Source organism: Coprococcus sp. RTP21281st1_F1_RTP21281_210402 (assembly GCF_040915325.1).
In the GTDB taxonomy this organism is placed as follows: domain Bacteria; phylum Bacillota; class Clostridia; order Lachnospirales; family Lachnospiraceae; genus Coprococcus; species Coprococcus aceti.
In genome coordinates this window covers 84,260-103,953 of the sequence record NZ_JBCPDQ010000010.1, presented here as the reverse complement: position 1 = coordinate 103,953, position 19,694 = coordinate 84,260, and the positions used below count along the sequence as shown (strand labels likewise).

The 19,694-nt window shown below is 45.9% G+C and carries 13 protein-coding genes; 1 reads left to right on the top strand and 12 read right to left on the bottom strand.

Translation table 11 applies throughout. The features are described from left to right. Positions 1-75 precede the first annotated feature (75 nt). The 12 genes from AB5150_RS13365 to mltG form a co-directional block, all read right to left on the bottom strand. The gene (locus AB5150_RS13365) at positions 76-2,268 is read right to left on the bottom strand and encodes a protein translocase subunit SecDF (RefSeq protein WP_015534332.1); all 2,193 of its coding nucleotides are present in this window, start codon (positions 2,266-2,268) and stop codon (positions 76-78) included. Positions 2,269-2,289: 21 nt separating this feature from the next. Next, positions 2,290-3,654 (bottom strand): thioether cross-link-forming SCIFF peptide maturase, encoded by a 1,365-nt coding sequence (gene scfB / locus AB5150_RS13360; RefSeq protein ID WP_015534333.1) that lies wholly within the window; start codon positions 3,652-3,654, stop codon positions 2,290-2,292. 146 nt (positions 3,655-3,800) lie between these two features. Then, complete coding sequence (gene scfA, locus AB5150_RS13355; protein WP_015534334.1) at positions 3,801-3,950, bottom strand: six-cysteine ranthipeptide SCIFF; 150 nt, start codon at positions 3,948-3,950, stop codon at positions 3,801-3,803. A gap of 72 nt (positions 3,951-4,022) precedes the next feature. Next, positions 4,023-4,385 carry a TIGR04086 family membrane protein gene (locus tag AB5150_RS13350; protein ID WP_015534335.1) on the bottom strand — a complete coding sequence of 121 codons (363 nt, stop codon included), beginning with the start codon at positions 4,383-4,385 and terminating at the stop codon, positions 4,023-4,025. A gap of 74 nt (positions 4,386-4,459) precedes the next feature. Beyond that, entirely contained in the window at positions 4,460-5,110 is a 651-nt protein-coding gene (locus tag AB5150_RS13345; RefSeq protein ID WP_118018006.1) for an HAD family phosphatase, read from the bottom strand. Between the two features lie 16 nt (positions 5,111-5,126). Beyond that, a complete protein-coding gene (locus AB5150_RS13340) occupies positions 5,127-10,307 on the bottom strand; it encodes an Ig-like domain-containing protein (protein ID WP_368292029.1) in 5,181 nt (1,726 codons plus the stop codon). Positions 10,308-10,319: 12 nt separating this feature from the next. Next, positions 10,320-11,081, bottom strand: coding sequence for a hypothetical protein (locus tag AB5150_RS13335; RefSeq protein ID WP_015534338.1), 762 nt, complete (start codon positions 11,079-11,081; stop codon positions 10,320-10,322). 17 nt (positions 11,082-11,098) lie between these two features. Continuing rightward, positions 11,099-13,234: a serine/threonine-protein kinase gene (locus AB5150_RS13330; protein WP_015534339.1), complete on the bottom strand. Its 2,136-nt coding sequence runs from the start codon at positions 13,232-13,234 to the stop codon at positions 11,099-11,101. Positions 13,235-13,247: 13 nt separating this feature from the next. Further along, entirely contained in the window at positions 13,248-14,018 is a 771-nt protein-coding gene (locus AB5150_RS13325) for a PP2C family serine/threonine-protein phosphatase (RefSeq protein WP_015534340.1), read from the bottom strand. A 46-nt stretch (positions 14,019-14,064) separates the two neighbouring features. Then, positions 14,065-15,975 (bottom strand): FHA domain-containing protein, encoded by a 1,911-nt coding sequence (locus AB5150_RS13320; protein WP_368292027.1) that lies wholly within the window; start codon positions 15,973-15,975, stop codon positions 14,065-14,067. A gap of 116 nt (positions 15,976-16,091) precedes the next feature. Beyond that, on the bottom strand, positions 16,092-17,732 hold the full coding sequence (locus AB5150_RS13315) for a DUF6382 domain-containing protein (protein ID WP_015534341.1): 1,641 nt from the start codon (positions 17,730-17,732) through the stop codon (positions 16,092-16,094). Between the two features lie 157 nt (positions 17,733-17,889). After that, complete coding sequence (gene mltG / locus AB5150_RS13310) at positions 17,890-19,023, bottom strand: endolytic transglycosylase MltG (RefSeq protein WP_055146128.1); 1,134 nt, start codon at positions 19,021-19,023, stop codon at positions 17,890-17,892. A 94-nt stretch (positions 19,024-19,117) separates the two neighbouring features. Between mltG and AB5150_RS13305 the strand changes: the two genes are divergently transcribed. Continuing rightward, on the top strand, positions 19,118-19,636 hold the full coding sequence (locus AB5150_RS13305; RefSeq protein WP_015534342.1) for a peptidylprolyl isomerase: 519 nt from the start codon (positions 19,118-19,120) through the stop codon (positions 19,634-19,636). Positions 19,637-19,694 lie beyond the last annotated feature (58 nt).

The window sequence follows — 19,694 nt, the reverse complement described above, 5'->3', positions numbered from 1 at the left end:
GGTTTTTTATTGTAATCCTTATCGTTTCCACTTACACTATTCTCCCCAGCATAGCTGGGGGATTAGGATTTTTCATTAAGCATCTTTTTCTGTCTTACCAAGCTTTGTCTTCATGTAGTACCAGAGTGGTCCTGTGATACATACTGAAGAGTAAGCACCGATAACTACACCAGCCATAAGTGTGAGAGCGAACTCCTTGATAGAAGCTACACCCATGATATACAGAACGAATATTGTAACAAATGTTGTGAGTGATGTATATATTGTTCTGCTGAAGGTCTGGTTGATACTCAGGTTGACTATATCCTTGTATGTGGCCTTCTTAGGCTTCATAACACCTATATTCTCTCTTACACGGTCGAATATGATGATAGTAGCATTGATCGAGTAACCCACTATGGTAAGCAGACATGCGATACATGTGTTACCAACTGTAAGTCTCAGTATAATATACAGACAGAATACCATCGCAACATCGTGGAGAAGTGCGATAACTGCACTTGCACCAAACTTCACATCATGGAATCTGATAGCAATGTATATAAGCATCAGGATAGCTGCAAGGATAACTGAGAATATAGCGTTCTTGGACATCTCGCTGCTGACTGATCCACTTATTACGTTTGCCTCCTTGACATCTGCGCCAAGCTTGTCTGTGAGTGCGCTGCGCACCTTGGACATCTGTGAGTCATCTGTTCCGTCATCTGAAAGCTCAGGCATCTTGAACACGATCTCATTTGTACCTGATACTGTCTGTACTGATATTCCCGCCTCACCGATACCGGCTGCCTCTGCAATGACAGGAACTATATCTTTCTCAGCCTCGCTAAGTGAGTACTCTTTGTCAAAACCTACTGTAAGGCTTGTACCGCCTGCAAACTCAACACTGAAGTTAAGTGGTGAACCCTTTGACTTATTATTAACAGGCATCATACAGAAGCATGCGATGATCACAATGAGTGATCCGAGCATACAGAACTTACCTGCCTTCACGAAGTTTGTCTTCTTTGGCTCTCTTGCAACGCCGAAATACTTGGCATCTGTAACGCCGAGATTTACAAGCGCTGTGAGCAGTGACTGGCTGACTGCCAGAGCTGTGAATACTGAAAGAACAACACCGATAGCCAGTGTGATCGCAAATCCCTTGATAGTACCTGTTCCGAATATTCCAAGTACAAGAGCTGCTATAAGTGTTGTAACGTTACCATCTATGATGGCTGACAGGGCATTGTGGAAACCACCCTTTACAGCCTGCTTTACGGACTTGCCATCCGCCAGCTCCTCTTTGATACGCGTGAATATGATTACATTGGCATCGACCGCCATACCTACTGACAGGATAACACCAGCTATACCAGGAAGTGTCAGTGTTACGTTGAACAGATTGAGTACCAGCAGATCAAGTATTGTGTAGAATGCCAGAGCAAATGATGCCACAAGACCTGGGATCCTGAATACTATGATCATGATAAGAAATACAAGTGCAATACCGATCGCACCTGCCTTAAGGCTTGTGCTGATGGCATCTGATCCAAGTGTAGCACCTACTATATTGGAACGAACCTGCTTAAGTGTAAGAGGAAGTGCACCGATACGGATAGTAGTAGCAAGCTGCTCGGCCTCCTCGTAGCTTCCGATCTTGTTGATTTCTGCGCTTCCGCCTGTTATGGCTGACTGTACTGTTGGTGCACTTACGACCTTGTTGTCATATATAATGTATACTATATTTCCAACATTTGCCGCGGTAACATCAGCGAACTTCTGAGCTCCCTCATCGGTGAATGCAAGCTGTACCACATTGTCATTGCCGTTATCTGAGTCAATTCCGGCTGTGGCATTCTTGATGTCATCTCCTGTAAGAGCAGCCTCATACTCCTGTCCCTGTGACCACTTTGTATAATTGTCCGGATCAAGAAACTCAAGCTTTCCCTCAATATTCAGAGCATTAAGTATCTCATCTGCATTTGTTACACCCGGGATCTCTGCTGTGATCTTCTTGTCTCCATCTTCATAGACTGAGTACTCATTGGTGTAGGCCTCTACACGCTGCTCAATCTTATACTTGGTATCCTCGAGATCCTTGTCGCTGTAATCATCCTCCTGAATCTCGTAAGTTACACTCAGACCACCCTTAAGGTCAAGTCCAAGCTTGATGTACTCGACTTTACCTCTGTCTGCAACACCGAATATTGCTGTATATATAGCAACACCCAGTATAAGCAGAAAGGCAATGATGACGAGCACAGCGTTTCTCTTTGTCTTCTTCATCGTCTTCTCCTTTTACCCTTTTTATTCCTCTTCTGCCTCATCGGCCATAGCCGCCTTCAGCATGATTGCACATTCTATACGCTTCTTCTGAAGCTCACAACCTATGTCATATGCATCAAGTATATTGCCGTGGAACTTGTATGAGTTGGCCGCACAGCCACCGCTGCAATAGAATCTTGCAAAGCAGTCCTTACACTTATCCTTGGCATATACATTGCACAGCTTGAATTCATTGACTATATCCTGATTCTTGATTCCATCGAATACATTTCCTATACAGAAATCATCCTCACCAACAAACTGATGGCAAGGATAAAGGTCTCCCCAAGGAGTGACCGCCATGTACTCTGTACCTGAACCACAACCGGAAAGTCTCTTGGCTACGCAAGGTCCACCCTCAAGATCTATCATGAAGTGGAAGAAATTGAAGCCTCTTCCCTCCTTATGTCTCTTGATCATCTCCTTAGCCAGGATATCGTACTGCTCAAGCAGTACCGGTATATCCTCTTCCTTTATAGCATATGGCTCGTCCGGAAGTGATACAACAGGCTCAACGGATATCTGGTCAAATCCCAGATCCGCCATATGAAGCACGTCCTGTGAGAAATCAAGGTTGTTATGAGTGTAAGTACCTCTTACGTAGTAGCTCTTGCCTGCTCTCTTCTTGGCAAATTCCTGGAACTTGGATAATATCACATCATAACTTCCCTTGCCATTCCTTGTAGGTCTCATGTAGTCGTGGACTTCCTTCCTTCCATCTATGCTGAGCACCACGTTCGCCATCTCTCTGTTGGCAAATTCCATGATCTCGTCATTCAGAAGCACTCCGTTGGTAGTAAGTGTGAATCTGAACTTCTTGTCATACTTCTCCTCAAGGCTTCTTCCGTATTCCACAGTCTTCTTGACTACATCCCAGTTCATAAGCGGCTCACCGCCGAAGAAATCCACCTCGAGATTTCTTCTTAAACCGGAATTCGCAACCAGAAAATCCAGGGATTTCTTTGCCACCTCAAGTGACATAAGCGCCCTGTCTCCCTTATATTCTCCCTCACCGGCAAAGCAGTATCTGCAGGCAAGGTTACAGTCATGGGCGATATGCAGACACAACGCCTTGACAACTGTCTTTCTCTTCTTGAAATCTATAATATAATCTTTGTATACGTCATCTGTAAATAATGTTCCGTCCTCTACCAGTTGGGCTACCTCGTCATAAGCCTCGGAAACATCTGCGCTGTCATACTGTGACAGTGCCTTTATAATCTGCTCTTTATCATTCTCCTCATATAAAGAAATAATATCATAGACAAGATCATCTACGACATGTACAGAACCACTACAGACATCAAGCACTATATTATAACCATTGTTCTTGTACTGATGAACCATAATTCTCCTTCAATATATTCCATCGGATCTATCCGTGAAATTCTAATTCAAGGCGCCACACACGGCACCCTTATACACGCACTAAAGAGGACTGTCATCATAAACGACGGTCCCCTTTAGCTGATCAAATACAAACCTGTTACAAATTACTTGTTGTTAACATTCTCACAGCTCTGATTACCAACTGTGCATGATGTCTTACAAGCTGACTGGCATGATGTCTGGCACTCGCCACATCCACCCTTGACCATTGTATTCTTCATAGTCCTGTTTGTGAGTGTTTTAATTCTCTTCATTCTGGATACACCTCTCTTTTTATGTCATATATCGGGATTATAACACAAAGATATATAAAGTAAAAGTTTTTTTTAACTGAGCATAGCCCCCAGCATCCCGCCTGCAACGCACATAATACACTTGGTTATAACTGCTATTCCCTCTCTGTCGCCTGAACCTGTAAACAGCACCGACACGGTCAATGCGACCGATATGTAAGTCAGGCCATACACCATCCCCCACAGGAAACGCTTCTCCCTGACTTTTCTGCCCGTAACAAAGCCCCCGGCAAATGTGGCCACTATGTATATCACAACAACCAGTATACCGAGCACCTTATCGCTTATCCCCACTTTGTATACGACCACCGCCGTTATAAACAGCATGATTATCGTGAGCAGATAGGACAGGATCAGTCCCTTTACAACTCCCATAAATTTCTGACTTGCAGACATACTACCACCATATTCTTTACTCTTTACATTATTATGATGTTCCTCCTCATTTTATTAATAAAAATACAGCCTGTTTACTCAAACAGGCTGCATATATCTTCTATATCATAAAAGGTTTTGTATGCACGCTCGCGCGTGATATCATTTGGTTTTATCAGATCCACCACCATGACCGTACATAGCCCTGCCCGGCTGGCAGATATGATACCATTCACAGAGTCCTCAACGGCCACCGCTTCGTCTGGGTTTACGCCCAGCTTCCCGCAGGCCTTCAGATATATATCAGGCTCCGGCTTTCCGTGGGTGATCTCGTCTCCGCATACCTTTTCATCGAAGTATCCGGCTATTCCAACGCTATCAAGTCTCTGCTGCGCCCTCGTCCTCGCAGTGGAGGTTGCAAGTGCTATCTTCACGCCGTGTTCTTTTAAGAATCTCAGCGTGTCCTCGACATGTGGCTTTATGTCTATTCCATACTTTTCCACATGTTCATCGAACAGATCCATTGTTCTCTGTCTGAACGCAAGATAATCAAAATCTTCGCCCATTATTTCCTTAAATACCCGGGCGTTGGAGGTCTTGTTGCCTCCAGCCACCCGGTCACATACATTTTCCATCTGTGCCTCAGGAATTCCTATGCTCATGCCGTTTTCCTTCCAGCACTTCCTGTATATCTTCTCCGTGTCTACCAACACGCCGTCCATATCAAATACAACTGCCCTGTACATAGCACTTTCTCCTACATTAAGCAGCGGCGTTTTTCTTTCTTCTTCTGCCAGCTATGATGATAAATGCAAGCAATGCAAGAAGCAGGATCGCTGCGATTATTATTATGATCAGCACAACCGGTGACATCTTTTCGCTGAGCTTGAAGGTGAATACCTCTCTGGTCTCTCTGTCATATGTTGTCGCTATATTACCGGCCTTATCCTGGGCTGTTACCTCAACCGTGTATGTATCATACTGATCTACCTGCATCTCATACTTGTTATCTGCCTGATAGCTTGCAGGATCTATGGTATTGCCATTTATAACGATGGATGTGATCTCGTCTTCCTCATTCTCAAGACCTATCGTCATGTTGAATGGCTCTCTGAGAGTCTCTCCATCCTCAACACCTGTTATGATGATTCGTGGTGCAGTACCATCATACGTATAATCAAATTCCTGTGTTGCCGTGTGTCCAACCTTGTCAGTTACTGTAAGTGTTATCTTGTGATATCCGTCTGTCATATCTGAGAAATCGATAAGATTTACTCCGTCTATCTTGGCGTCAACCGAGAAGTCTGAAGTATCACTTACATCCCACAGTGCTTCGTAGCCCTTGTCTCGTATATCAGCAAAATCTGATGCATTGAGAAGCAGTGTTCCGTCATCGCTTGCAATGCTCTTGCTCATGAATCCGGCAAGTGTCGATGTAGCCTTGAGCTCAGGTGGTGTGTTATCGACTGTGAATACCAGGCTGTAATCATCAGCCTTATTTCCCAGTTCATCCTGCGCTGTTATTGACACCTCGTATACACCATCCTCAGAGAATCTCTGGCTTCCTGTGCTGAACTCTGAAGAATTGCTGTAATTTGTAAAGTATGATGATGACACATCCTTGCTGTCCTTCTTCACGGTTATCTTCACATCATCTGTCGAGAAGAATGACTCCTGAACGCTCAGTGACATATCAACATAGTTCGGTGCGGAAGAATCCATACTTCCTATTGGGTCGTAATTCTTTACTTCCTTGTTGTCCTTATCCACTGCGCTCACCTTTACAACAGGTGCCTTTGAGTCAACCTTGAAGGTCTTGGTCTGGCTGGCTGCCACATTTCCTGCAAGATCTCTTGCATTTGCTGTGATCGTGTACTCGCCATCCTCTGTAAAGTTGTAAGTTGCGGTATGTGGATTGCTTCCTGAGAAGCTGCTTGTTCCCAGCGTAGCGATATTCGATGCCGCTGTTCCGTCCGTCTTTCTGGTTATTGTCACGTTAAATGCATCTGCGGCAAGATTGTTGTTCTCATATGCAAATGAGAATGCCTCATCTATGCTGATGGTTGCATTTACCGCCGTTGTCTGTCTGTCGTTCATTCCTGAAATCGATATAACCGGTGCAGTCTTATCGATTCTGAACTTCACTGTTCTGGTCACAGCCTTGTTGCCCGCCTTATCCTCTGCGGACACGGTGACTGTGTAATCACCCTGGGCGTCAAATGTCACACCGCTGAGTACCTCTCTGACTGTGCTGACTCCATCGCCCTTTGTTCCCCAGGTAACATTCTTTCTGATATCTCTGTTCTCTACAACAGATCCACCCTCATTTGCTCTGACTACATGAATGGTGTACTTTCCACCTCTCATGTTATCTGTAAGTGTTACAGGGACTGTCACATCGCTGTTGTTTATAGTGTTGACATTTCCAAGCTGTATCTCAGGCTTGTGCTTGTCTATGTAGAAATGGGTTCCTGTTGTTCCTTCATTTCCACACTTGTCGGTAACGGTCATGGTGAGATCATACTCACCTTCCTTATCATATGTGTACTTCTTGCCCCATGTTCCGCCGTTACTCTTTATATAGAAGTATTGCGGATTCTCATCCACTGCTACATTTCCATCATTCTCTGTGATAATAGTGTTCTGAAGCGACTTGAACTGTTCCTCCACACCAACTCTGAATGATATTGAAGTCTTGAAGTAATTGTTATTATCCAGTCTGTACTCAGGATCATCGTCCACATACACAAGTGGCTCTGTGGTGTCGACGTAATAATTCTTTGTCTTGAGAGCACTTGTGCCCTCCTGAACACCGAACGCCTCGTCTGCTGCCGGCTTCAGTGCATTGCCGGAATTATCGGCTCCCTCAACTGTGAAATAATATACAGTTGCCTTGCCGCCCTTGGCTGTCATCTTATATGCTGCAGTGGTCTTGCCATCTGCTGTCTGGAACGGAACTGTGGTCTCTGACCAGTTTGAATCACTGTAGGTCTTGTAGTACACCTTAAGCGTCGCATTCTGTGTATCCATTCCATAATCGTCTTCTATGCCAAATGTAATAGTTCTGCTCCTGTTAAGGAATCTGCTGCTTCCACCGGACACAACTGATATCTCAGGGCTCTTCTTATCTATTACAAATGAAGTTGTTGCCTTACCCGACTCATTGCCAACCTCATCGACAGCAACGATCGTGATATTATAAAGTCCAGGCTCTCTGAATATTGTGGTCTTTTCTGCATTTGCAGTGTAATCCGCATCCAGCTCATACTTGCTTATGCTCTTGCCATCGCGTGTTCCTGTCACAACGAACTTCTCCACGAAGTAATTGTCAGTTCCCCTTGCTGTTATGGTCACATTGCTGTTATTCCAGTAATTTATCAGCTTTCCGCCGGCAGTTCCATCTATTGACACTGATGGCTTGACGGTATCAACTATCAGGTGTATCTCCTGACTGGCCTTGCTCTCGTTTCCTGCTCTGTCCTTCAGCTTAACAGTCATCGTGTACTCTGTATTTTCATCTGTTATGCCAAGGGCCTTTGCATCCAGTGTCTTTTCTATATCATTTCCTGATACATTAATGCTTCCTGTAATGTCCTGTGATCCGGCTGTGCTGCTTCTGCCTACTGTATATGTAACCTTGCCATTGCTGTCATCGTTATCGGAACCAGAGACCTTGATCTTCACGTCACTCTTTGATCTGTAATAGAATGTCGATCCTGATTTGTATTTCTGGTTTGCACACTCCAGCTTCACATTTGCCGGTGCAGTCTTATCATAGTAAACCTTTATGCTCTGTACTTCTTTGAACTTCGTGTCAGCATTGTTCGGATCGTGTATTCTCGCCATGAGTGAGATCTCGTACACACCCTCATCTGGAAGCTCGTAGGATATGTTGACCGTATTCTTGTCATATGCAGCGGCAACTGTACCCTTTACCTCAACTGCCTTATCCTTCTTTCCTGCAAATGATGTTCTGGTGATCACCAGCTTTGCGTCATCTGCTGCAAGCTGGAAGCCTGATACTGCACCCTCTACAGTCAGAGTATCATCATTTCTCCAGAATATAGCGCCGTTGTCAGCATCTGTACCGTTCGCAGATAACTTCTCTCCTGAAAGGCCATCCACATTGACATACACATATGTGTTCGTCTCTGTCTTATTTCCAGCCTCGTCAGTTACCACAACTGTCAGGACATAACTTCCTGAACCATCTATGCTTATCTCTTTTCCGCTCTGCAGGCCATTGTCACCTGTAGATGTTGAATACCAGTTCTTGACTGATGTATATGATCCATTTGCATCTGCCTTCTTGAGTGAAGCGACCGCCGATGCAACACCTGATGTGGCATCGCTGTACTTTATATTAAGAACAGCTTCCTTTGCGTCTGTGACCGTGTACTGCTGATCATTGTTTGTCCTGTCTGTTCCGGCGTTGTCCGTAACCTTTACAACAGGTGCTGTATTATCCACCTTGACTACAGTCTCTATCCTGCCATCTATTCCGGCGAAGTCCTTTGCCGCAAATGTGATGGTATGCTCTCCATCAGCCAGATATATGTCTGACTTTGTTGAATCCTGTACATCTCCACCGCTCACACGGACATCGCTGCTGTATGTGAACTTGTTTCCTTTTTCAAGGATCGTTTCCTTCTTGCCATCCACGCTGTATGACACGGTGTCTATGTAAGAATACTCTCCAGTTGCCTTCACTGTCAGCTTTGTGGATTTCACATAGCTTGTGGAACCGCCTGTAACTGTGAGTTCAGGCTTTCCTTCCTTTACAAATACAATGTCGCCATCCTCATCTGCGCCGACTGAGTTATTGCCAAACTCGTTCTCCTTGGCGTAAATGACAAGCTTCTTTGCATTGTCTGCATTGTCCTTCTTGAACCACTGTGCACTTATCTCGAATTCATATTCATATCCGCCGGACACAGCCTTTTTGCCTGTGCACTCCACTGCTGAAGCTGCACCCGTAAGCTTGTAGTACAGGCTCACGTCATCTATCTCAGTGTTATCACTGCCGGCTGTAACCTTCTTCACCTGTACAGTGAACTTATAAGCATCATCTACCTTGAGCTGAGGGAATCTGTAATCCACTCCGTTCTTCTGTATGATCTCAGGGGTAACACTTGTTATGACAGGAGCTTCGTTGAGCTTCTTGACGATAACACTGGTCTCCTCTGACTTGTTTCCTGCAACATCGACCGCTCTGAACTTGTATGCTCCACTCTTATCAGGTGCAACAAACTGGGATGTGCTCTCAGTCTTGCTCCAGGTCTTTCCATTGTCTGATGAATACTCCACATAGTCTATTCCTGTGGCATTTTCCTCTGCTGCATCTGTGGTATCCTTGGCGTCTATCACAAATGTTCTGTCGGCATCACTGCTTGTGAGGTTCAGGAGATAATAGCCATCGCTCACCTTGTTGTGAAGATTGTAGCTATCATCAGCCTCAACCGATATTGTAGGTGCCTGCTTATCCACGGCAACCTTTATGGTTCCAAGCAGCTCGAAATCACCGCTCTCATCAGTACCTGTATAATAGTAAATAGCTATCTTCTGTACTGCTGTGTCATTCTTCAGCTCATACACATTATCAAATGTGACAAGCTTTCCTGCTGCATCTGTGGCTGTAGCGATCTTATCGTCCGCTGTAGCTCCTTTGTAAACAGCCACTCCCAACTTGCTGCTGTCGATTCCGTCAACTTTGTCGGACTTGATCTTGAACTTTATTGCCTTGTCAAAATCCTTGAAGCCATACACCATATCCGCCTTATCGCCCTTTACAATGGCCGTTACATCTATGGTCTGTGTATCTTCCTCCTCCGCAAACAAATGAAAATGTGAATCGATCGCCACAAGAGTGAGTGTCATAACTACCGCCATCGTAAGCGCGATCAGTCGATGCAAAAGTGATTTATTCTGCATAACCTTTTTCATGTCCCTCTCCTCCTATATCTCTTCATCGGAATGTACTATAATTACATTCTTTATCATTCTTACCGAGCTCGCTGCGCGTCCTCCCTGAAGAACGGCTGTGGAATCATCTGCGTCATCGCTTCTAAGTACGTCCGTTGCTTCCTCGTCTGCGTCATCGCTTCTGAGTATGTCCGTTGCTTCCTCGTCCGCCTCATCACTTCTGAGTATGTCCGTTGCTTCCTCGTCCGCCTCATCACTTCTGAGTATGTCCGTTGCTTCCTCGTCTGCCTCGTCATTTCTGAGTACATCCGTTGCTTCCTCATCCGCATCTTCTCTGAGGATGTCTGTCGCCTCCTCAAAGCTGCTGCCATTGATGTCAAGATTCTCTTCGTCTTCCCTCAGAATATCTGTTGCCTCCTCGGCATCATCGCGGAGAATATCAGTTGCAGTCTCGCCTTCATCCTCCAGTCTCTTTTTCCCGAGATCAGCTATCGCTTTCTCGTAATTTGCCATTCCCTTCTCAGAATGTTTTTCGGCTGCAGTTGACTTTACATCCCTTACCGAAATTCTGGATGTATGGTTCTTGATCGCCTCCTGTTTGGAGGCACCGCCTCCCTGTACACTCTCATAGCCCTTCTCCTTGATCTCATCGATCTTCTTACGGGCTGTTGAGCCTGTGGCAATTCCCACCGCCTTCGGTATCTTTAACACAAAGAACAGTACCACCGCCACAATAGCGAATACGATCGCAAGTGCCAGGCCGCCATATAACATTACATTATAAACTGTTGCCATAACCTTTCACTCCTCCCTTACTCGCTCGTTGACCTTGAACTGCCATTTACTATGCTCTTAACTGTCAGGTCATTGGATAACGACTGCCATCCCTGCTTAAGACCATTTGCAAGTGCCGGAACTTTGTTACCGTTCTCGTACACTTTCCTCACAGCCCTTGTGGCACTGGCATTCCATGCTGCCGAATCGCTTCCAAATTTATTCGAATATCTATCGACCAGATAACTCAGATGGCTTACGTACACGACCGCTGCGTTGTCATCGGTTCCAAGTGTCGTCTCAGCGTTGCCATATATTCTCTCTGCCTCATCATAGTAGCTGTCATCGCCGCTGTTCTCTGCCATCTTGATATAAGTCTCAGCCTCGTTCACCGAGTATTCTGAATATGCTTTCTTGGATGTCTCTGTCGCATTCTCGCCCTCTATATCCAGACTGTTCAGATAAAGCGCTGCACTGTTCGCCGCAGAGTTGTAATAATGTAACTGCTGGCCCGCATCATCCGCATTCTCGGCAAGTTCTGTATATACTGAGTACATAACTCCTGAATACTGGCCATTGTAGTATTTTACGCCTCTGTCCGCCGGGAACTGGCTGTTCAGCACCTCTGCGTTGTCGTCCAGGTTCTTCATCGCCTCATCCATCAGCACCTCTATTCTGTTCGCAAGCTCCGGATCATTGGATATCTCGCCAAGATATATGTAAGCTATGTTGAGGTAATTGGTGTATTTGTCAGGATTGGTGTCATCTATGTTGTCACTGTTGTAATCCTGGAATGCAAATATATTTTCCTTGTTCGTATCAAAGCTTGCAGACTTGTTTATCTTGCTGTCACATATCGCAGCGTAATACTTTGCCTGCTTTGCCTGATCCGGGAAGTCCTTGCTCTCATCAACCATATTGAAATATTTCTTGGCCGCACTGTAGTCCTTGACCTCGTCGTAATACAACATGGCTATCTTGAACTTTACGTCGTCCTTTATCTCGTCCTTGTTCTTAAGTGCAAGTCTTATTCCCTTTTCTGCCGCCGTCTCGGTGTTGGCCGAAGTGTTTCCATCGTCCTCTGTATAATAGTAAGCATATGTCTCCATATAGCCTATATAGGCATCCGATGCTGTTGGGTCTATGTCGACAGCCGCCTTATAGCACTCAAATGCCTTGTTGTAATCGCCCTCATCGACTGCATCCCTCGCCTCGTTGACCTTGTTGTTGTAATCAAGATCCTTGAGCTGGCCTTTCTTTACTCCGCCTATCACAGCACAGCACGCTGAGAGTATCGATAATCCCGCAACCACTGAGAACGCTGCTATCTTATGCTTTGCCTTTGCCTTGTATGCATCGTCGAGCTCGTTGTAGTGATCCAGCGCATACAGTAGTTCTGAACAAGACTGATATCTGTCCTCAGGACTCGGCTGACAGCACGTCTGTATAATTCTCTCAAATCCTGATGAGAGCATCGGATTCCACTGTCTGATAGGCTTTATCTCGTAAGGAGGCTCACATGGATTCTTGCCGGTAACAAGGTGATAGAGCGTTGCTCCCAGATTGTAAATATCTGTTCTTGCATCCGTGTTGTAGATTCCATGTCCCTGCGCATCACCGAACTGCTCCGGTGCCGCATAGCCTCTTGTTCCAAGAGCCGTGGTATCCGCATTGTTCTCCACTATGTACTCCTTAGCCGTTCCAAAGTCGATAAGCTTTACCGAGCCATCCGGCTTCAGCATGACATTTGAAGGCTTCATATCTCTGTATATGATCGGCGGATTCATGGAATGCAGGTAGTCAAGTGCACTGGCAAGCGCCCTGCCCCATTCGATTACCTTTTCCTGTGGCTGTGCTCCCTCCGCCTTGAGCACATCGCTGAGTGGACGTCCTTCTACGAAGTCCATGACAACGTAGATCGTGCCATTCTCATTGATGATATCAACGATTCGTGGCAGTACCGGATGATCCACATCCTTGAGGATATTTGCTTCTCGCTCCAATCCCTTTAAGAGTGTGGCTGTACTCTTGGAGCCATCATTCTTGATCTCCTTTACAGCCCACTGTTTATTAAGTCGGTTATCCATGGCAAGATAAACTATTGACATACCACCCTGGCCGACTTTTTTAAGTATTTCGTATTTTCCGTCTAATACCGTTCCTAACTCTGTCATATATCGATCCCCATTACTCCGATTTAATAAGCACTACTGTTACATTATCCGTTTCTTTTCTGTACTTCACAAGCTCTGTGAGGAACTCACAGCCCTCCTTCATCTTCGCCTCGTCGACGCATGTTCCCGGGCCAAGTCTCTCTATCATCTCCTGAGGCGTTATCTTATGTCTGAATCCATCAGAACACAGCATGTAATGCGCTCCGGGAGCTGCCTGCCCAACTACGAAATCCGGTTCCACCACAGGTGAAGCTCCGATACACTGGAGAAGCACGCTTCGTCTGCTGTCCGTCTCCGCCTGCTCCGGTGTAAGTCTTCCCGCTGCGATCTCTCTTGCAACAAGCGTCTGATCTGCGGTGAGCTGCCTTATCCCTGAAGTGATCTCATACACTCGGCTGTCTCCAACATGGAGAATGTAGTACATTTCTCTGTATATGAGGATCGCAGAAATGGTCGTACCAAGCATAAATCCATTCTGCTCGCCATACGCCTTGATCTTCTCATTCTGCTCCACGGCAAGTCTTATCCACTGGTATCTCAGCAGCTCTTCACTAAAGCTGTTGTTGTCAACCATCTCAACAAACTGTGTGTCAAACCAATTGCAGAAAGCTGTTATGACTTCCTTGCTGGCAACCTCTCCCTTTGCCAGACCTCCCATGCCATCACATACGAGGGAGAACACGACCTGTCCATTTGGAGTATCCGCTATCTTGATCGCCAGCGAATCTTGATTTGTCTTTTTCTTTATTCCTACGTCTGTATTGTATACTGCGCTAAACCCCATATACATTCCTCCCAATATTTATGTCTCAACTTTCGTTGCGGATATTCTATCTAATGTGATAGACAAGCTCCTCGTCCCCGAGTATAACGATTGCATTGTTCGTCAGGAACTTTTCTTCGCCCGCCTTCAATTCCTCTCCGTTCACAAATGTACCATTTGTAGACTTGTTATCGCTGATGAAGCACACGCCATTTCTCTTGGTGATAACACAATGAACTCTGCTTATAGCTGAATTGTCAGTAATCGCATAGTCCACAAGTCTTGCCTTATGTCCGATCTTGAACTCTGCCTTGTCCAAGCTTATTCTCTCGCCCGTCTTCACCCTAAGGAAATATGGTGCCGGTGCTCCATCAAATGGATTGCCCTGCACTGGCTGTGCCTGTGGCATCGGCGGTGTCTGTGGCATTGGTGGTACCGGCTGCATCTGTGGCATTGGCGGTACCGGCTGCATCTGTGGGTTCTGCGGCATCTCTGGCATCTGGTGTGCCTGTGGCATTGGTGGCATTGGCGGAATCGGTCTTCCTCCAAATGGGTTGCCCTGCATTAGAGGTATTGGCTTTATCTCCTGTGGCTGTGTTTCAACCGGCTCTGCTGGCTCAGGCTTGACATCCTGTGCTTCTGTCTCAGCCGGCTCTACTGCCTCTGGCTTGACATCCTGCGGCTCTGCCTCAACAGGAGGCTCTACAATCTCCGGCTTGGCATCCTGTGCTTCTGCTTCAACCGTCTCAACATTCTCCGGTTTATCCCCCTGCGGCTGTGCTCCAGCCATCTCAGGCTTAACCGGCTCCTCCATCGGCGGCACGCCTACCGGTGGCATTCCATTTGATCCCATTGGACCGTTTGGTATTGGGCCATTCGGTCCCATTGGCGGCATGCCCATCGGTGGCATTCCGTTTGGTGCCTGGCCATTCGGTCCCATTGGCGGCATGCCCATCGGTGGCATTCCGTTTGGCACCTGGCCATTCGGTCCCATTGGTGACATGCCCATCGGTGGCATTCCGTTCGGTGCCTGGCCATTCGGTCCCATTGGCGGCATGCCCATCGGTGGCATTCCGTTCGGAACCTGGCCATTCGGCATCTGACCATTTGATCCCATCGGGCCGTTCGGTCCCATCGGTGGCATTCCCATCGGTGGCATTCCGTTTGGCATCTGGCCGTTTGATCCCATCGGGCCGTTCGGTCCCATCGGTGGCATGCCCATCGATGGCATTCCGTTTGGCATCTGGCCGTTTGGTCCCATCGGCTGTGCATATCCATTCATTCTCGCATTATTTCTCATAACCTCGAGTCTGCTCACCTTAGGTGACTCACCTCGAAGTATGTGGCTGTTGCCACCCTTTGGAGTATTTGTGGAAAGCTCCTTCATTCTGTCTATCTCAGCAGCGTCTATGCCTGCTTCTGCAAGCATCGCCTTAACCTCGTTCTTCATGTCCGAGTTTGAAAATGTACCTCTCATATTCGCACAGTTTATAAGGCGTGCTACGTAATTGTCATTGTCATTCTCTGAGTATCTCGCATCAACTATCACCGACTTCACAAATGCTCTGACCTCATTGAGATCTGTCACTTCCTTCTGTACCGGAGCGACAATAAAGCAGACATCGTATGTCTCAGGCGATACAAATACACACTGCTCGTCCCTTGCAACATAGCTGAGCGAAACCATATTCTTACCAAACATCTCCAGTGCATGCAGAATGTTGTACAGAAGTGTGAGTATCTCCTTCTTGTTCATCTCCTGTCTCAGTATCTCCGCAAGAGGCTTCTTGTCATCGATCTGATAATTGAACACCCTGACTCCGGCATTCTCCTGCATGTCACACGGTGCCATCTCAGGCATAGATCCGCTTCTGCTCATATCATACACTTTAGCATCTATCACATCACTGATATCCAGACTGTAACTCACTCTGTAAGTTTCCCCCGCCGGAACTACAACAACCTTTTCTCTGTTCATTTTTTCAATCCCTTTCGTCTAAATCCGCATATTTTCCGTCAAAAATTATTCCTTCATTCAAACACCAAAAGCAGGTATTGCTACCTGCTCTTGTCCCACATCGTGGGTGGTGTATATTAACTTAATTTGAAGATAAAGTCCTCTCCACCGATGCTTATCATGGCATCGTTTGAAAGCTTCTGCTCTGCATTCTCATCCAGGCGTGCTCCGTTGAGATATGTGCCATTTGTCGCCTTGTTATCCTTCAGATAACATCCATCCTCTCTCTGGTAGATGATGACATGTACCTTGCTGATGGCACCATTACCACCGACATGGTAATCAACACCTCTTGCCGCCTTTCCTATCTTGAACACAGCCTTGTTGACCATAACTCGCTCGCCTGTGTTGACACGGACTATATATGGCATAGCCTTTGGAGCGTTCCTGTTAACCGCTGCCTTCTCAGGTTCGGTATCCTTAACTACGTTCATTCCTCCGGTCAGCTCAACAGTGCTTCCTGTGCCCTTCTGCTCAGGCTCCTCTGCCTTCTCCTTCACCGGATCCATATTCGTCTCAGGCTCCGGCTGGTCACCGTCCATGAACTGTGGTGCAACTATCTGTTCTGTAGGGTTATCTATCTGAGCTTCCTCTGTCTCAGCAACCGCCTTCTGTATGATCTTCGCACGGTTGATCTTGATATTCTTAACAACAGGTGGATTATCCATAAGCTCGTCCGTAGATATCAGAACCGGCTTCTGCTCATCCTTCTTGTCAAGCTCAACCTCCGTAACTCCATCGGCAGCCTTTGCAACCTCTGTAAGTCCTGATGGCTCATGTACTGCCATATCTGATGTGAGAGCCTCTGTCATGCCCTCCTCGTCATCCTCTTCTTCCTCATCAAGGCTCTCATCTAACTCGAGCTCCTCAAGAACGCTGTCATCAAATACCGACATATCTATCTCGCTTGATACATTCTCTTTCTTCGTCTCATCCGAATCAAGATCAAGATCCTTGAATATCGCATTCGCTGCGGCCGCCTCGTCACTGATCTCCTCTACCTCATCAAGCTCGTCTTCCTCATCATCGCCAAATGACACGTCCTCAAACTCAGGCAGATCATCCATACTTGTATCAGATGCCGCCGTGTCAACCGAAGACTGTGAAACCGACATATCTGAGCCTATATCAACGAAGTTCTCCTCCACCTGCATTCCTGCAGACTCCATAAGCTCTGTGAGCTGTGCATAGAAGTTTCTCACTGTGAACTTATCCGCATTCAACAGATTGAGAAGCTTTGCCACATAGTTGCAATCCTCACTGTCATCATAAATAACGCTCGTCAGCAAGTCCTTTGCGAACATCCTGAATTCGGCATTGATATTGGCTTCTGACTCAACTGGAACACATAACATTCCAACATCGTATGTAACCGGATTAACATATGTAAACTCCTTGTGAAGAACCACATATGATGCCGGTATTCCAAGATCACGTAAATTAACTATACCAGAAGCTACCCCTCTGATTATCCCCAATATCTTCTCAGCATTTACCGTATTCGAAAGGAGTGCGTCAACCGTTGTCCTGCCTGTAACGTTATATGTAAGATAATCGTTCTCATCATCCTCTTCATAAATGATATCAATGAGCTCAGGAATCCGGTTCTCCTCCAGATAATCCAATAACTCCTCGTCAAACTCACAATCATCATTCAGAATATATGACAAATATTTCTCAGAGCCGATATTTCTTACCTTGAAACTTATTTTCCTCATCAAATATTCCTCCTATCGCACCTCCATAAGCGCATAACTAGATGCATAAAAACCCAAAAGGGTACATACTCCTTTATTATATATAAAAAGTCTATATATCGCAAGCAGTTTATACCCTTTTAGATAATTTTCGCTATATAATTTTGTCTATATTTTTTTACTCTGAATCAGTGCTTTCATCGGAGCCATCTTCTGATCCATCACCCTCTGCAGCTTCCTTTTCCGCCTTGGCTGCATCAGCCTTTTCTATGTCAGCAAGATGTCCCTCGTATGTCTTATTAAAGATACATGCTCCCTGGCTCTCATCTGATGTCAGGTAGTAGTAGTAATCATGCTTAACCGCATTCAGGACACCCTCTATGGATGCCTCGCCCGGATTACATATAGGGCCGACAGGAAGTCCTGTGTACTTGTAGGTATTGTACGGTGAATCAACCTCCAGATCATCATATGACAGTTCTGCCTGATTGTACTGACCGTCAGTCACAACATAGAGAACAGATGGATCTACCTGAAGAGGCATGTCATCATTCAATCTGTTGATAAATACTCCCGCAACCATCGCTCTGTCTGAATCTAGCTTACACTCCTTCTCAACTATGGAAGCCATGGTGAGAACCTCAAAATCTGTATATCCAAGCTCCTCTGCCTTCTTCCTGAAGTCATCTGTGTAAATGCTGTTAAACTTGTCTATCATGTCCTGTATGAGCTCCTTTGGAGTCATATCTGCATATATGTCGTAAGTAGCAGGGAACAGGAAGCCCTGTAATGCGTACTTGACTTCCGATGAAGGTATCTCAAACGGATACTCAAACTCTCCCGACTTGCACGCCTCAAGAAACTCCTTTGCAGAGCAGAAGCCCAGCTCCTCGCATCTGTCAGCGATCTGTTCAACCGTAAATCCCTCAGGAACTGTCAGTGTATATTTTACCTCTCTGGTCGACTCCACGTAACACAGAGTCTTTATCATATCCAATGTCGACATACCTGTTGTGAGTGTGTAAGTACCCGGCTGAAGACTGTGGCTGTACTGCGAGCCGGTCATTCTGAGCTGGAATGCAAGCTTATACTTTATAAGCCCCGCATCTTTAAGTATAGATGCTGCCTCCTTGACAGATGTATCCTCAGGTATGGTAACCTCGATCTTCTCTCCGCCGCCGGCACTGTAGGTGCCCTCATATTCCTGCATAAATCCGGTATACGTCTCCTTAACCTTGTATACCCCGAACAGCACCAGACATACCGCCAGCGCTATTATAATAACGGGTCTTGCTATGTTTCTCCAATCCATCTCTTTCTCCTTCTGTATCTGCAAATTTCATTTGCCTGTTCTGTTAACTGATGTTATCATTACCCTATCTTATACCAAGAAAGGAATGATATACATGGCAAATCCAATAGTTACTATCACTATGGAAAATGGCGATGTCATGAAAGCAGAACTCTATCCTGACATTGCTCCAAACACTGTAAACAACTTCATCTCACTGATCAAGAAAGGCTTCTATGACGGAATAATCTTCCATCGTGTAATAAAAGGCTTCATGATACAGGGTGGAGACCCTCAGGGAATCGGCATCGGCGGTCCTGGATACTCAATCAAAGGTGAATTCTCACAGAACGGATTCAAGAACGATCTGGCCCACACTCCCGGAGTGCTGTCAATGGCCCGTTCCATGATGCCTGACTCAGCAGGTTCACAGTTCTTTATCATGCATAAGACATCTCCTCATCTGGACGGTGCTTACGCTGCCTTCGGTAAGGTTATCGAGGGACTTGACATCGTAGACAAGATTGCAAATGTGCCAACTGACTACAATGACAAGCCTCGTCAGGAACAGAAGATGAAGACTGTAACAGTCGAAACCTTCGGTGTTGATTATCCTGAACCTGTAAAGGCTTAATCGAAAGTATTATAACCCATATACAGGAATTTGAAAACAGAAAACCTGTTTATTAAAC

Bases quoted from the DNA above. Each gene is read 5' to 3' on its own strand.
- AB5150_RS13365 (WP_015534332.1), bottom strand. From the start codon at position 2,268: ATGAAGAAGACAAAGAGAAACGCTGTGCTCGTCATCATTGCCTTTCTG.
- scfB (WP_015534333.1), bottom strand. From the start codon at position 3,654: ATGGTTCATCAGTACAAGAACAATGGTTATAATATAGTGCTTGATGTC.
- scfA (WP_015534334.1), bottom strand. From the start codon at position 3,950: ATGAAGAGAATTAAAACACTCACAAACAGGACTATGAAGAATACAATG.
- AB5150_RS13350 (WP_015534335.1), bottom strand. From the start codon at position 4,385: ATGTCTGCAAGTCAGAAATTTATGGGAGTTGTAAAGGGACTGATCCTG.
- AB5150_RS13345 (WP_118018006.1), bottom strand. From the start codon at position 5,110: ATGTACAGGGCAGTTGTATTTGATATGGACGGCGTGTTGGTAGACACG.
- AB5150_RS13340 (WP_368292029.1), bottom strand. From the start codon at position 10,307: ATGAAAAAGGTTATGCAGAATAAATCACTTTTGCATCGACTGATCGCG.
- AB5150_RS13335 (WP_015534338.1), bottom strand. From the start codon at position 11,081: ATGGCAACAGTTTATAATGTAATGTTATATGGCGGCCTGGCACTTGCG.
- AB5150_RS13330 (WP_015534339.1), bottom strand. From the start codon at position 13,234: ATGACAGAGTTAGGAACGGTATTAGACGGAAAATACGAAATACTTAAA.
- AB5150_RS13325 (WP_015534340.1), bottom strand. From the start codon at position 14,018: ATGGGGTTTAGCGCAGTATACAATACAGACGTAGGAATAAAGAAAAAG.
- AB5150_RS13320 (WP_368292027.1), bottom strand. From the start codon at position 15,975: ATGAACAGAGAAAAGGTTGTTGTAGTTCCGGCGGGGGAAACTTACAGA.
- AB5150_RS13315 (WP_015534341.1), bottom strand. From the start codon at position 17,732: ATGAGGAAAATAAGTTTCAAGGTAAGAAATATCGGCTCTGAGAAATAT.
- mltG (WP_055146128.1), bottom strand. From the start codon at position 19,023: ATGGATTGGAGAAACATAGCAAGACCCGTTATTATAATAGCGCTGGCG.
- AB5150_RS13305 (WP_015534342.1), top strand. From the start codon at position 19,118: ATGGCAAATCCAATAGTTACTATCACTATGGAAAATGGCGATGTCATG.